The sequence below is a fragment of the Pseudoalteromonas sp. C2R02 genome (assembly GCF_018860845.1).
Classification (GTDB): domain Bacteria; phylum Pseudomonadota; class Gammaproteobacteria; order Enterobacterales; family Alteromonadaceae; genus Pseudoalteromonas.
On sequence record NZ_JAHKQC010000055.1, the window covers coordinates 104,066 to 120,369 of the forward strand.

Here is a 16,304-nt window from a genome sequence, read left to right on the forward strand (position 1 = left end):
TAGATTCTCCAAAAGTTACTTGTTTTGCTGCATGCACAACCTATAATACAGCCTCAATTTAAACCTATTAAATAATGGCTATCCCAAAAACTATATGACTCATCAAATTACTATCGCTGTAGCCACTATGGATTTAGGTGTAACGCAATATAAACTACCTTCAATTGCATTAAATAACGAAGTTAACTTACTTATTGCTCATCAAATATCAAGCGCATATACCAATCATAATTTTGAAGATGCGTATAACAAAATAAAAAATCAAGTAGCCAATGCAACTATCATTAGCTCCCATGAATTAGGTCTCTCTAAAAGTAGAAACCTCGCTATAGATCATTGTGACACTAAATACATCGTATTTAGCGATGATGACAATACCTATATCGAACAGTTTTCAAGCACCATAAAAAAATATCAATCTCAATTGAATGATCCTGAATTTATCTCATTTCAGATACATGATAAAAATGGCATTCCCTTTAAAGATTATAGCGATCAGTTAAAAACACATACAAACGTCAGTGCTATGCGTATTTCGTCTATCGAAAATATCGTTAATTGTGACTTTTTAAAAAAGCATAATATTTATTTTGATGAATCATTTGGCTTAGGTGCAAAATACCCATCCTGCGAACAACCCATATTTTTAGCTCAATTATTAAAAGCTGGCGCACAGGCTTATTATGTTCCAGAACCGCTAGCCATTCACCCTAAAGAGCATTCAGGGTTAGATTTTTACACCCAAAATAACGCACAAACCAGAGGTCAGATGTTCATTAAAGTCTTTGGTGCTATTAAAGGCCGTATTTTAGCCTGCGTTTTTATGATTAAAAAAATAAAAGAAGTGCCTCCTGGTATGAGAGCGACATTTATAAAAGGAGTACTTGGACTATGAATATAATTGAAAGATTTGTGTATGACATTTTAAAAAATAATGCAGCAGCAAAAGATGCTGTTGTTGGTATATATCAGGGTGTATTTTCTATCTTTGGTATGGTTAAAGGTGCAATTCGTACTGAACATGAAATAAAAGTATATGATGATTTTTTCTTTGGTTTTCATGACAAACCTTCTTTAAATTCATCAGGACTGTTAATCGGCCACACAGCGACATCTGTATTCAAAAATGGCATAGGCACAGCCAAAATTGGCTATTACGATATAAATAAAGCAACCAATTTCACACAAATTGCAGATACATCATGTTGTAATAATCAACAAGGTTCAATGTTAGCTTGGGTTTCAGACACTAAAGTCGCTTTTAATGATTATATAAATAATGAGATTGTTACCGTTATATCTGATGTAACAACGCAAGAAAAAGAAACCTTACCTTTTCACTTTTCATCTGTATCACCTTCAGGGGAATTATTTAGTGCTATTAACTTTTGCCGTTTTGGCAAAGGCTTAAGTGGCTATGGCTACGATATTAAATATAATGATGCAATCAATCAGGATGCTGAAAATCCGATATCCCATACAAAACATGGTGATTTAGTTATTTATAATCAAACAAACTCTCAAGAAGTTTTTAGACTAAGCGCTATTAAAGCAAGAAAGTTATCTATAGCAAGTTTCCCTGAACTTGCTGGTTATGAATACTTCTCGCATACATGTTTCAGCCCAGATTCAAATTTAATGTCATTTATGTACCGCTCATTTAATGGCAAAAAGAATAGCTCTCAGTTATTTGTGGTAAATGTAAATACAGGCGAATTAAAAGCTCTGCCAACGGCTGGAATGGTATCGCATTTACACTGGCTAACCGACACTAAAATTGTGGCCTACTGCAATATCATTGATGGTAAAGATGGCTACTACATTTTTGATACACAATTAGATAGTGTGCAAGCATTAGAGAATGAGCAATTAACAGCGGATGGTCATCCTCATTCAGATCCACATAATAAAGCTAAATTTGTAACTGATACCTATCCAAATAGAGAGAGAAGGCAGATGCTGTATCTGGTTGATGAAGCGAAAAATACTTCAAAGCAAATTCTTGATGTATATAGCCCTAAAAAGTTTAGAGGGGCAGATAGAGTTGACTTTCATCCGAGATACTCTCAATGTGGCCAATACATTACGATTGATTCTCCACATTTAAATTCTCGTTCGCAAATAGTAATAAAAACGCCTTAATAGTTAGTACTGTGGTCAACTCTTTTTGACCACAGCTTTGCCCTATTTTTATTTTGGCCAATTTAAACTTTAATAATATTATATATTTAAATAAATTAATATTTAGAAACAACAACTTCTTTAGATGTTTCAAAATCAATCTGTTTTACAACGTTTTTATCTGATGAAAAAATTTGACCTTTCCCATTAATCGCCAAGTCTTGATTTAACCACCAGAAATTTCCTGTATGCGCTTGAGCAGCGCTCACATGTTAAGGTTCTCATATCAAATTTAAATAATGTATTGGCGCTTATGTATACTTTTTCATCTAGAGGCGAGTATGCGACGCTATGAGCGTATACGTCTAGATTGATGCTTTGGCTTAAGTCTTCACTTATTATTACCTTACTTTCAACATCGATAGAATGTAGTGCAACTAACTCTAGATATTTAGAACTTAAAACGTATAACTTCTGGTTTTCATTATCAATCAAGGTTAGCGTGCTATTTATGGCATCTTTCACATATAAGCTTGAGTCATTTGTAATTATCAAATCGTTATTATTGATATTTAAAGCGATATTAAATATGCTTATTTCGTTAAATATATTTGCGTTGTGGATGCTTTCATTTCCAACTTTATCAGTTGCCTTTACTTGAATACCCTCTTTTCCTAACTGCTCAGTAGCGATATAAGCTTGCCATTGGTAGTTTAAAGAATCAGCTTCGTTATCTCCGCCAGCTATTTCAGTTACTTGGACTGACATACCATTGATGTCTATACCATCTATTTCATTACCATCACTAACTGTGCCTTTAACTAAAATAGAGGCGCCTTTATTAACACTTTTTTCTAAAGGAAAAATGACATTTATAATTGGTGCTTCATTATCAATAGGCTTAATTAAAATATGGATATCTAAAGTCGTTTTTTCAATTTCATTATCGGTTACCTCTAAGCGCACAATTAATTCTGTTTCAATATCAACGTCAGGTGATATAAATTGAACTTCAAGTTCATTATTATTTACAAATGAAATTTCTGGACCTTGTAGTTGTGTCCACTCAACCTTTTCTATTGAACCATCTATGTCTTCAACTTGAGCTGAAATACCAACAAGCTCTCCTGAAGCCACGAAAGAAGGAGCTATATTGACAGGGGTAATTTGAATTGTAAAAATACTTTGAGCCTCAGCCCCTTTATTATCTACAGCGACAAGCTTAACCTCAATTGATTGACCCCCCTCGACAACAGATACGATTGGCGCTTTAAAAGTCAGTTTATTACTGTCCTGAATAATAAATTCAACCGATTTACCAGATACTTGAGACCAAAAAGTACTCTCTACTTTTCATCTCTGTTCATCCTTAATTAAAAAATCCTTCATTAATTTCAGCTCTCATTTCCAAAATTAATATTTGTTGATTTGTATCGATTAATGCACTCTGAATCGCTTTATATGCCTAACAATAAAGTTTAACCAACGTCCCTACATTTTGAATCAATACATACGATTGCTAAGTTGATCCCCGTAGACTGCAGACAACCAACTTAACTAACAACAATGGCGACTTTAATGAAATATCACCTTGTCTCGTAATGTTTTATAATGAGAGTTATTACCCGCTAAAATCACAATTTCATGCTCAAACGCTTCTGTAGGACCTTGCCATATTACTTCGGCTGTTTTATTTTCAGCGTCAATATCTACAATGCAGTGCCCACCAGTCACACTACAATTAAAATTAACATAAGCTTCAGTTTGCCAACTCACTTTATAGCTTAAAAGGCTATCTGTTGAAGCAACCTGATAGTGATTATCTAAGGTAACATCTACCCCAAGATTATTTTTATCTAAAATATTTAAACCAGACTCACCACTAGCGACATAAATATAATTATCGTCTAATGCAACATCATAAACAGCAAAGCTTTTTGTCAAAAACTCTGGCTCCAACCTGCTTTCTAAGCTATTTAAATCAGCTATTTCCAAGCCATCCACACCATCAATAAAGTACGCTTCATCAGCTAACACCAGAGATTTTCTAGTCTCTGCAAGCTCAACTTCATAATTTATACCACCATCCTGATTATTGAACACCATAAAACCCTTAGCAGAGCGGCTGGAGCGACCGTAATAATTGGCATAAATGGCAGTTTCAGAAACATTTAATATACTTCCCCACTTAGAAAAACTTATAGCTGATAATATATTTAGATCAGAGGGTTGTGCTATATTAAACTTTTTAATAGTGTTCCACCCCTCGCCGTGAGGTTGTGCATACCCTACTGTTAAATAAGCAAAGTCACCATTAATATGGACCGACTTTATGCCGCTTGATGTTTCAAAACCTGGATCAGGAAGTATATATTCAGTTAAAAGCTTTGGCTCTGTAGGGCTTTCAAATGACATCACAGAAAGTGTATTGTCATAAGGTAAATAAGCAATCATACTTTTTACCTTAACCTGAGTAATACGATACCCTTTGGTAAAATCGAAAATAATACGCGATGCAACTACAGGTAAACTCGGGATTGAAACATCAACTAAAATCAACTCACTTTCACTTTGAATAAAAGCATAATGACCATCTAATAATACAGATGTCACTTTGCCTATATTATCTATTCCCCCTATTTCATTAGGGTTACTTTTATTTTTAATATTTAAAACTTTAAAGCCTGCCTCACCATCAGCTAAATATGCAAAATCGTCTTTAATTTTAACAGAGTGAGTAAAACCTGATGTATTTAAACTCCCTTTTAGCTGTAATGTACTTTGTTTTTTATCTGAAACATCTATCACTTTCAATATGCTACTGTAGGAGTCCCATTCAGAAATGTCAGTTTTAGCATAAAGAAAGCCATTAAAAATTTGCAGAACGTCGTATTCGCCTGTTATTGGCATAAAAGCGAAAAGCTTAGGGTCAGCAACCTCAGTTACATCAATCACTTTAACGCCATTCCCTTGATTTCTTGAGCGATAGCTGTGATAAATAAAATCATCATAAATACTAAATGCTTTGTAATCCCAAGAACTCAATTCAATATTTATAGCGCTGATAATATTTATACTTTCAGGCAAGCTGATATCTATAATTTTGATTTCATCATCTTTACTTGCTTGCCTATTAAATGCGATGAACGCTTTGCCATTGTATAAATCAAAGTATTGCTGCTCATTTTCATTTAAGGTTTCAAGTTCAATGTCAGAACTAATAACTGGGGAATCAGGTAGTGAAACATCAATGACTTTAAAGCCGTCTCCTAGGTAATAAATATAATTACCCAACATTTTAAATTGCGCTTCAGCAGAACTGCCCACTTCTATTTGAGCAATCAGATTATTATCTTCATTAGTTAAGTCATAAATCGCGATATCTGATGGCGTTGCAACAAAAAGTTTATTATCTTCAATAAATGCATTGCTGATTTTTGCATTAGTAGTTTTTTGATATTTTACACTTGGATTTGATACATCAGTAATATCAAAAATACTTACATGATAATCGTTATACCGGTCCTCATGCCTTTTTTCAGTGCTTAAGAGGTATATGAGATTACCACTCTGTATTTTGCAATCTTCTCTCCCTGCAACCAACTCATCGTCAAGCTTAACTCTGAATGAGGCAACTTCCTCTGGTATCTCAGGATTACTGAGATCTATAACCTGAACACCAAAATCCTGATCATGCCTTACATTCCCCTCTAGCACAAAAAGAAACTCATCTTGCATAACTAAACACCCAGAATACACACTATTAAACTGAGAAAGTTCTTTTGGATATGCCAAATTACTGACATCAAAAATTTTAATCTCTGTATAGCCAATTATAAAAGCTAGATTTTCTTGGAAATAAACATCGTGAGCACCTATATGATGTAACTCAAGCTCCGTTTTTAATCTTAGCGAAATGTTAGCTGAGTTTACTTTGCCCTCATACGCTTTTGAGCTGATTTTAATGGTGTCTTTATCTGTTAAACCATCCTCATCAGTAACTTTTAGCTCAAACTCTACATTCATACTGTTGTCTGGTAAGTGAATACTCGCCTTACATTCATCACTTTTATTTATGCTTAAAGCATCACCACTTAGCTGTTGCCACTGATAAGTTAAATCAGCACTATCAACATCATAACTTGCACTACAGTCTAAAGTGACAACTTCATCATAAAATACGGTTGTATCTTCACCCGCATCAGCAAAGGGGGCTATATTTGTTGCCATGACTGTAATAGAGATATTATTTAATGCACTTACACCATCATTATCTGTCACTTTGACTTCAAAAGTTAATATTTCTTCACCTTGAGATACAGATATATAAGGTGCTATAAAACTAGTAGTTAAACTATTCGTATTAGTTAATAAAACTTCCCCTCCTGAAATTTGGCGCCATTGAATTGCTGTAATCTCACCATCTGAATCACTCGCTTGCGCTTGAAGTTGAACAGGGGTATTTTCATTTACATTTTGCGCAGGACCAACACTAACGATAGGGTCTTGATTGACTGGTAATACCTTAACTTCAACTAGGTGCTTACCACTAGCCTCTTCATTATCTGTCACTGTTACTTCAAATACTAACTGCTGGCTGCCCTCACTCATAAGCACGTTTGGGGCTACAAAACTAGCAGATAAACTCTCCTCATTAGCTAATAAAACTTCACTTCCTGAAATTTGTCGCCACTGAACGGCTGTAATTTCACCATCTAAATCGCTCGCTTGCGCTTGAAGTTGTACCGAGGTATTTTCATTAACACTTTGCATCAATCCTGCGTTAACGATTGGGTTTTGATTAACAGGTGACACTGTGACTTGTGTTGCACTTTTATTGCTAGCGCCATCATTATCTGTAACAGTCACCTCAAAGAGTAACTCTTGAGTGCCATCAATCATAAGTACACTAGGCGCTATAAAATTAGCTGATAAGCTATTTGCACTTATTAATGAAACTTCAGGCCCTGAGGTTTGTTGCCATAGTATTGAAGTGATTTCACCATCAGAATCACTTGCTTGCGCTTTAAGTTGCACATTAGTATTTTCATTAACACTTTGGATAGGACTTGTACTGATTATTGGCGCATTATTTGAAGTATCAGAGCCGCCACAGCCTAAGAGTAAAAAAATATAAAGATAAAAAACAGAGGTTACAACAAACCGCCAAACTAGCTTTAATGAAAACATACCAAAAATCCTTTAAATGATAAAAGCCTTAGTTTTAACCAAAGCTTTTTTGTTTTAATCATTAAAATATCACCGATATCAATCAATTACAAACCGAGTTCTTTCCCTAAAGCCATTATGCGTTTAGATTCAGGCTCTAACTGTAAAGCTTGGTAAAACATTTTTTGTGCGACCCATTTATCACCATTCATAGCAAAACATATCCCTAATCCAATTAAAGGCTCCACCATATTAGGACCAAGTGATTTAGCCATAAACAATGGTTCTTCACACTTGTCATATTGATTTTTATCTAGGTAAATAAAACCTAAATTGGAATAAATGGGCGCACGATATTTATTTTCTTTGATAGTAGGTAAAGTTGTTAAAATAACTTCAATTACTTTATCAAGCTGCCGAGTTCTTCTTAGTGATGCGATATAGTTATTAAAATATGCAAATTTATAAGCAAAACCTTGATTATCTAGTTCGCTTTTATTACCCACTAAATCATATGCATTTTTAAAGCTGGTAACCGACTTTTCGTGTTCGCCAGTATCTCTATAATATTCCCCTAACATATGATGCATTCGTGGTTTATCAAAATTAATCGCCAATTCTGCTTTATACAAAAGCTCAGGGTTACGCCATTCATTATTTCGCTGATAAGTCAAAAAGCTCAGTGTTAATACAATTAAACAAAAACCGACTATTGCCGCATTTTTATTGGCATCAAATAGATATAAAAAACATAAAGCAACAAGCATACAAAGTGCCAGATTAGGCAAGTAAGTACGATGCTCAAAAACGAGGTCTGAAATCGGGATCAAAGCAGATTCGATTAAATGTGCTACAAAATAAAATATAAGTGAAAAAGCAATTAATGGTGCTTTTTTAATTTGCGTTAATGAAAATATAAACAAACCAAGATATGCAATAATATAGCCTAAGCTATTTAATAAATTACCATCTTCAATTGGGTAAATGTACTCTACTTGCTGACCAATTGGCACAAAAAATAGCTTGATATAAAGCGCCAGTACACTTAATTGCGTTTCAAAATATTGCAAACGCGTAAAGTCTGTTGTTTCTCGACTAAACCTTTCTAACAAACTAAAAAAATCTGGTTTATAAAACCAAATTGTACATATGGCTAAACTAGCCAGTATTAATAAAGCGATACTTGGCTTGATAAGCTGAGAATAACTTTTTTGTTTTATTTGATATACAAATATGAGTTCCAACGCAATAAATGCAATCGGTAATGTAAATGTATTTTGTTTAGTATAAAAAGCTAATATACAAAATATCAGTGTGAGTATTACATAAACGATTTTAGGTTTTATTTTTTGTGCTAAACGCGCGCTTAAAAAGCTCGCCATTGCAGCAATATAAAATAATGAAGCCAGAGCAGCTGTACGCTGTACAATATAGCTAACAGCTTGTGATTGTAGTGGATGAACAGCAAAAGTAACTGCTGCAATTAACGCAAACAAGTGAATTTTTTTTATATCTAGCGTGTGCGAAGATGTAATAAGCAAGCTTGTTTTAAATGCTAAAAAAGCAAACCAATATACCGCAAAAGAAGCTAGTATATGAATACCCACATTAACTAAGTGGTAACCCCAAACATTGAGTTCATGTAATTGATAATTTAATTTAAAGGTAAAGTAAGCGACTACTCGCAAGCCAAATCGATTATATAAAGCCTCTAAGTCAGAAGTGTATATATAAGCTTTATTTGTGATAGAGGTAATATCGTCAAATAACAATGGCACGGTAAAGCTATTTGAGTAAATAAGTGTAATTAGCAGCGCTATCGCAAATAAGAAAATACTTTTGGTGTATTTTAGATTGTTGAAATACAAAATTATTCCATGGCTTTTGTAGTAAAAGCCTATTTTGCAATATTAACCTCTAAAAGTCATATATTAAAGCCATCATTTTTCAGTAAATTGATAGTCAAATAATGCAATGTCTTTTTCATACAGCTTAGCTACGTAGTCTTTAGTTTCCTGATCATAAAATTCACTATAATGTTTTTTATTATCTGGTTTATTAAACCCTAGGTAAGTCAAACGTTTATTAATTGTAGACTTATATTCACTTTTATTTTTAAAAGGTAAATCAATTGGTTCGCCGATAATGTTTTTTGAAACTGATAAAAAATCACACTTTAAATTTTCAAAACGACCAATAAAATCAACAATAACCTGACCATTTTCATCACAAACAAAGTCAGTTTGCGGTATGACATGCCTATAACCATCAAACCCTTTTTTATAATCATCGTTATGAGCAGTTGGAAAAAACTTAAATACAAAGTCTTTAAAACTACAAGGGTATTTACGATAACTATATTCAGATACCAGTCTGTCCCAAGGATTGCGTACAAAGGCAAATTTATACATGGCATCAAACTGGCTTTGCGATAAGTAACCTAAACTAACATATTCACTGGCGGTTAAATGCGCTAATCTTGGCGGTCCTTTTTTAGCATCTGAATTAGGCTTTAATAACATTTGATCTCGAGTTTCCCAGTTTAAACCAGCTCTGTGTAAAAATGCGGTTTCAATGCTTTGCCCTGCAACTTTAGGTATATGAATAAATAGGCAATTATCAAATTTTGAAATCATTATGCAGTACCACTTTCATTTGCTTTGGAATATATAAGTTTATTAACGTAAAACAAAGAGGCTATATTTTTTGTAGCCATCGCAATTGCTGTAATGATAGCAGCTGAAACAGCACCAAAATAAGGAATAAAAATAACCAAAGCAATAATATTTATAATTGTAATGATTAACATATTTCGCCGAACTAACTTTTCATGGCCCGACATAATCAACATAGACACAACAGAACCCGTTGCTAAGTTAACCCATTGCCCAAGCACCAAGATTTTAACCAGTAATATCGCATTTAAATAAGCACTATCAAAAAGAGTAATAACGGGCTCTATTGCCACAAAAACAATAGCGACACCTAAAGAGGCTAAAGCAAATAAAAACGCAGTGTTGTTTAATGCTAATTTTTTAAATGCAATGTAGTTACCTGCTTTATATAGTTTGGCATATTTTGGTGCAGTAATCGCATTGATCACTACTAATGGGTAGCTCATTAACATGGCAATTTTTATTGCTAAAGCAAAAGTGCCAACCTCAGCTAATGTCACATATTTGGCTAAAATTAATGGGCTTAATTGCTGGGTAACTAAAGCACTAAGCGAAATAATTAATAAGTTACGACTTGCTTTTTTGATATCTTTTTGCTGATTTGTCGGCTTTAAACCTGTAAACAGCATTGTTTTTATATTTACAAAATTCAATGGCAAAGTTTTAAATAAAAGAATAAAACTCACTAAACAAGCAAACGCTAATGCATAAAGAAATAAAATTAAAGCCTCAAAAGCTGTGGCAGCTTCAAACACGGCAAATAAGCCTAAAGCCGCTGAATAACTTACAACACCAGTAAACAGTAATGATAATGCCGCATAACCATGACCTTTAAACACACTGGCGTTAATACTTAGCCATGTTTGAATAATCGTTAATAATGCCACTAAAGGGATAAGATCAGTCAACTGAGGTTTATTAAGTACTTTGATTGCAAAGATATCAGCCAATAACCATATTATAACAGCCGTAATAAATGCACTTTTAGTAGCTGATAAAATAATAAATTTATAAATACTTATTACAGAATTTTTATCTGCTTGTGCAACAAACCTAACACTCGCCTGCTCAAATCCTTGTTTTGCAAAAGCCGTTGCAAATAACAAGCAACTCATGGCAACCGCAAATAAACCAAACTCACTTGCAGGTAACAATAAAGCAAGTTGATAATGAAAAACTAACGCTAAAAAAGCTGCAACTAGCTTTATTAGCATTAACCAACTGCCTTTTTTGATTAATTGATTAGTAGTATTAGTAGCCAATTATTTATCAAACCATAAATTTAAGACTTCATCATCAAGATACTTTTCAATACCTTCAAATTCAGTTTTAAAATAGTTATCTAAAAAAAGCTTAGTACTGGGTTTTATTTTTTCAGGCTTAATTGTTACCTCAGGATTAATTTTTCGATGCAGTACATCTAATACTTTTGCTACCGATAGCTTTTGCCAAAATGTTAATTCAGTACTGTTGATTTTAAATTGGTATTTATACTGAAGGTTACCACCTTGGGGTAACCAACGGTTTTTTAAATATTGTAATTTAGGAAACTTAGGATATTTGGTTTTATTTTCATGTATATCTAATGCTGCTTTAGGCAAACGGCTAAAATCAATATCTATAAACTCACATATCTCTTTAATACAGTGTGTTTTATTTTTTAGAAACTGCTCAAAAATAACAAACTTCACTTGGTCTTTTGGCAGATATTTATAAATGCTTTCTATTTGGTCTAAATATAGGCTGCGATTTAAAACCGAGGAAGGGTTAAATTTTAAGGTATCTTCAAAGCTATAAGTCGCTCTACCACTTCTTAATAAATGGTAATAATTTGAATGCGCTCTTAAACTGGGTTGGCGCAGCATAACGATTATTTTAATTTTTTTATCTTGCTGGGCGATTCTTTTGGCAAACAGAGGCGATGCAAAGTAAGTAGCAGAATCTTCCCCTAACACTTGCTCACCAGAAGCACCTGAAAACTGACTTTGATACCAGAGCCAATATGACTCTGCTTCTTGCTGTGTACTAGCTGCCAAGTTATGAGTTGACCACTTACCTTGTTTAAATGAATTAAAATCAGGATGCTGCAACGGGTTATCCATATCAAAAAAGTGCAGTTCTTTATCAGGGATAAATATATCAGGATGTTGATTTAGAATGGCATGTAAACTAGTAGTCCCCGACTTCATAGCACCACTGATAATAAAATCAGGTAATTTACAATTTTTATCTGCTATCCAATGACTCACTTAACCCTTTTCCTTTTTGTTTTCATAAATATATTATTGTAACCGCTGATTTTTTTGGATATGTATTTGCAATTGAAAGGCTTATCGACAATTGCTCCCTGCATTGTTCTACTACTAACATCCCTGGTAAGCAAAGCCCCTCCTACAAACAACATCTAAACCTTAACCTGTAGTCGCTGATTTATCTGCGCTTTGGTTTTTGTATTTGTGTTTACCATAGCGCGAATAAATTCGAGCCTACAAATTCAATACAATCCTTACATTCGTCATCTCCGAGTTGTTTTATCGGAGAGCTTTTTAAACACCTCAACCAAAAACACAGATTCCCTATAAAACACTTAGGGAATGACGTCGATTGAGCTTAGTGCAATAAACCCAAACCTGTAGGCGCTGATTTATCTGCGCTTTGGTTTTTGTATTTGTGTTTACCATAGCGCGAATAAATTCGAGCCTACAAATTCAATACAATCCTTACATTCGTCATCTCCGAGTTGTTTTATCGGAGATCTTTTTTAAACACCTCAACCAAAAACACAAATTCCCTATAAAACACTTAGGGAATGACGTCGATTGAGCTTAGTACAATAAACCCCAACCCGTAGGCTCTGATTTATCTGTGCTTGGTTTCACATTGTATATTTTAACAATTTAAAATCATTGTGATACAAATCTGAGATTTTATTTTTAGCACTTGAATTTAAAATGTTGATTAAATCCAATTGCTGCCCAGCTCTATTGACATCAGACTTGTTCTCAAAAGGTAAATCTATAGGAAATCCCTTCTGCTTTGCAAAACAATGCCAATCACTTGCTAAACTTTCTAATTTTAATACTTTATCAACTTTTAAATTTAATTGTCGGTCGTAAATAAACAAATACTGCGGCCATAATAACTCATGTTGCATTATTAGATCTGAACATAATACATTCATAATAAAGCTATTAAAATCTTTGCTGTTCTGTTTTATATACTCTGACAATGCTAAATCATCAGACGATTGATTACCGCCATTTAACAAATAATTATATGCTGAATATAATCGAGATATCGGTTCTCTAATAACAGTAAATTTAAAATACTGTTTAAATCTGGCTGAATTTGCTCTGTGAAAATGTATCCAAGGTATATGCCGCCTTACACCTTCATCATCAAAAGCGGTCAGTATGCTAGTACCCGCGTTTTTGGGGATATGTAAAAAGATGCATTTATGTTTGATCATAAAAGGTTTATACGGGTATTGTGCCAGTGGCAATCGCTTTAATATTCGCGTAAATAAATCCATCATATAATTCATCATTAATTAAACTTAATATCAGGATAAGCATTTAATAAATTTTTAAGCTGAGCATCATTGCTAAATTTATTTTGCTGCCACAATGCGCCATCTTGCGTTTGGGGAATTAATAAATAATCACGATAAGGTCTTGGATTGTCTACTAACATAGTAAGGGTATTATTCTTTAATGCCATTACTTTAAACCATAAGTCATCTGCTTTTGGACAAAGCTCTGTAAATGTTTTTTCATCCATCACATCATTATGCAAGGCATTTTTAGGGTATAAAACACCACCAATACCAACAGGGAATAAATTTTTATTTGGTTCACTAGGTTTAGTTTCATCAGTGCAGAACAGCCACTCATTATACGCCTCAGGCTGATTATCACTATTTAAAGCAACATTCCTAGCGTGATGGCAAATTATCGCCTTAGGGTAAGTTTCGTGTGCTGTTATAAGTTTTTCTATCTGGTCGCTTGGGTAAATTACATCGTCATCAAAAGTGATTATGGTATTGTTTTGAAATTCAGTCAAAGTGGGAATTAACTTTTTAAAAGAACGTATATCTTTATAAAACTTAATCTCTAAACCAAAATCACATAATTGTGTTAATTTATTTGGTAACTCACTCAATTTAAACTCATCTTCTGCTAACCATAAAATCACTTTATCAGCAGCAATACTTTGGTTTAATAAACTTAAAATAGTAATGTGCACTATATTAATTCGCTCACCATAAGTAGTGAGAGATACGATTAACTCTGAACGTTTAATTTTATTGCAGGCAGCTTTTTGAATTAACGCTTTTTTATTTTTAATGTCAGCTAAATTTTGCTTGTTAATAACATCAATTGCCAAGTTCAGTTGATGCTGAGTTTGATTTAAATAAAATTCATTATGTCGCCACTTAAGTACCTTTTTAACTAGCTGTATTTTTTTTAGTTGATACTTAATGTGATTTATCATCAATTATGTTCCAGTAAAATGAGATCAAATTTAATCGTTTTATTATTAATTTACAGATTATATATAAGTTTTAGTTTTGATGTATTTATATTAATGATTCCATCAGTCAAGCGCGAATACATTCGAGCCTACAAATTCAATACAACCCTTACATTCATCATCTCCGAGTTGTTCTATCGGAAATCTTTTTTAAATACCTCAACCAAAAACAAGATTCCCTATAAAACACTTAGGGAATGACGTCTATTGGGATTAGTGTAATAAACCTTAACTTTTAGGCGCTGATTTATCTGCGCTTGGTTTTTGATTATGTGTTTGCTTTTACGCGGCTTAAGTCTTAAGGCTCCCCATATCTTTTCCATTTTATTTAGCCTCATTTATGAGGCTTCTTTGAGCCTTTTTAATGATACATTCTTCAATATGATAATTTTTATGCTTCAGGATTCTTTTTCCTAAATAACAGTAAGATAATACTCGCCTTTTCTTTATTGTATTTGCTTGGAAGTGGTAGTGATATTTTAATATTTCTGCCGCTTTTCCAATAATATACAAAGTATACTGAGCAATTAAAGCTATCAATAATAGAGCCTGTAATCGCTCAATGTTATTACTTCTACTACGCTTTAGACCTAGACCATAATACTCATTTTTTGTATCTCTAAATGCTTCTTCTATGGTCAATCTTCGTTTATAAATGTTCACTAAATCCTGTGCTTTAAGTGTTTCTTTTGTCAAGTTAGAAACTAAAAACCAAGGCCCTTTTGATGACTTTTTATGTTTTTTATAATCATTACAGTTTGGGCGTCTTGGTTTTTTATTACTTTTTTGTTTTTGCTTCTTCCCTCTAAACAAAATGCCTCTACATGAATACTTTTGTCTTTTACCTAGTAATAACCCTTTTAACTCTATTGGCTTTGAGGTTGCTATTTCATGATAATCATGGGTATATTTCCAATCAGTATCATCTTGAGTGCAGCATTTAATTAAACCCCTTGTTCGGGCTAGCCAATGCCAACCAAGTGCCTGTATTTCTTTAAACCAAGGCACTTTAAATCCTGCATCAGTATAAATTACAGGAGCACAATTTTTAGGAATGATGTGGCTCAACGTCTTTAAAAAATCAGTTTGAATTTGACTGTTCCCCATTGTGTTTTCAGGGTGAACTTCTTCATAAAGTGTAAAGGCACGACCCTTGAAAGCGACAGCAGCTCTGAGCATAACAAATTTACTACTATATACAGAACTCCAATCTATCGCGATAAAAAGCTGTTTTATATTTGAGAATTGAATCGCTAATTGTTGATAAATCTTAATTCTGTTTTGATGAAGAGCTTGGTTACCCAATAATCGGTCAATGCGTTTAATTCCATATTTTTCAATTGAGTTATTTGATTGCGCTAACGAGCGAACAATAGAAGTTAAACTGAGTCTAGCCCCATGCTTAACGGCATCAACTGCTTCGATAAATGATTGTTTTATTCGTTTATCAAATTTAATTGGATCTATTATATTCAGTGTGGATAATGTCATGCGATGTCTGTATCTGTTAGGTTTGTTTTTTGGCGAAAGTATATTTAACAGATTACAGGCATCACTTCAAAATTTGTGGGGATCCTTAAGGCTTAAGTCCCGACTAGCATTGCTTTGTGCATTGTTCTTAAAAAAGCGCGAATAAATTCGAGCCTACGAATTCAATACAATCCTTACATTCGTCATCTCCGAGTTGTTCTATCGGAGATCCTTTTTTAAATACCTCAACCAAAAACAAGATTCCCTATAAAACACTTAGGGAATGACGTCGATTGGGATTAGTGCAATAAACCTTAACTTGTAGGCGCTGATTTA

At 33.5% G+C, this 16,304-nt stretch carries 11 protein-coding genes; 2 read left to right on the forward strand and 9 right to left on the reverse strand.

Annotated elements, in window-relative coordinates:
- Positions 1-94: 94 nt before the first annotated feature.
- A complete protein-coding gene (locus KO527_RS25135) occupies positions 95-895 on the forward strand; it encodes a glycosyltransferase family A protein (RefSeq protein ID WP_216042985.1) in 801 nt (266 codons plus the stop codon).
- Positions 892-2,142, forward strand: a complete 1,251-nt coding sequence (locus KO527_RS25140; protein ID WP_216042986.1) for a hypothetical protein — start codon at positions 892-894, stop codon at positions 2,140-2,142. Before KO527_RS25135 ends, KO527_RS25140 begins: the two co-directional genes overlap by 4 nt.
- A gap of 186 nt (positions 2,143-2,328) precedes the next feature.
- Here KO527_RS25140 and KO527_RS25145 read toward each other — a convergent pair whose 3' ends face one another.
- From KO527_RS25145 to KO527_RS25185, 9 genes are all read right to left on the reverse strand, one after another.
- Positions 2,329-3,258, reverse strand: coding sequence for a hypothetical protein (locus tag KO527_RS25145; RefSeq protein ID WP_216042987.1), 930 nt, complete (start codon positions 3,256-3,258; stop codon positions 2,329-2,331).
- Positions 3,259-3,696: 438 nt separating this feature from the next.
- On the reverse strand, positions 3,697-7,311 hold the full coding sequence (locus tag KO527_RS25150) for an REJ domain-containing protein (protein WP_216042988.1): 3,615 nt from the start codon (positions 7,309-7,311) through the stop codon (positions 3,697-3,699).
- Positions 7,312-7,397: 86 nt separating this feature from the next.
- Positions 7,398-9,068 carry a hypothetical protein gene (locus tag KO527_RS25155; RefSeq protein ID WP_216042989.1) on the reverse strand — a complete coding sequence of 557 codons (1,671 nt, stop codon included), beginning with the start codon at positions 9,066-9,068 and terminating at the stop codon, positions 7,398-7,400.
- Positions 9,069-9,230: 162 nt separating this feature from the next.
- A complete protein-coding gene (locus tag KO527_RS25160; protein WP_216042990.1) occupies positions 9,231-9,926 on the reverse strand; it encodes a sulfotransferase family protein in 696 nt (231 codons plus the stop codon).
- Complete coding sequence (locus KO527_RS25165; protein ID WP_216042991.1) at positions 9,926-11,227, reverse strand: oligosaccharide flippase family protein; 1,302 nt, start codon at positions 11,225-11,227, stop codon at positions 9,926-9,928. The genes KO527_RS25160 and KO527_RS25165 overlap by 1 nt, the downstream gene beginning before the upstream one ends.
- Positions 11,228-12,214 (reverse strand): sulfotransferase, encoded by a 987-nt coding sequence (locus KO527_RS25170; RefSeq protein ID WP_216042992.1) that lies wholly within the window; start codon positions 12,212-12,214, stop codon positions 11,228-11,230.
- 626 nt (positions 12,215-12,840) lie between these two features.
- Positions 12,841-13,512 (reverse strand): sulfotransferase family 2 domain-containing protein, encoded by a 672-nt coding sequence (locus KO527_RS25175; RefSeq protein WP_216042993.1) that lies wholly within the window; start codon positions 13,510-13,512, stop codon positions 12,841-12,843.
- Positions 13,512-14,459 (reverse strand): hypothetical protein, encoded by a 948-nt coding sequence (locus KO527_RS25180; protein WP_216042994.1) that lies wholly within the window; start codon positions 14,457-14,459, stop codon positions 13,512-13,514. Before KO527_RS25180 ends, KO527_RS25175 begins: the two co-directional genes overlap by 1 nt.
- Before the next feature lie 363 nt (positions 14,460-14,822).
- On the reverse strand, positions 14,823-15,989 hold the full coding sequence (locus KO527_RS25185; RefSeq protein ID WP_216042995.1) for an IS4 family transposase: 1,167 nt from the start codon (positions 15,987-15,989) through the stop codon (positions 14,823-14,825).
- Positions 15,990-16,304: the final 315 nt, after the last annotated feature.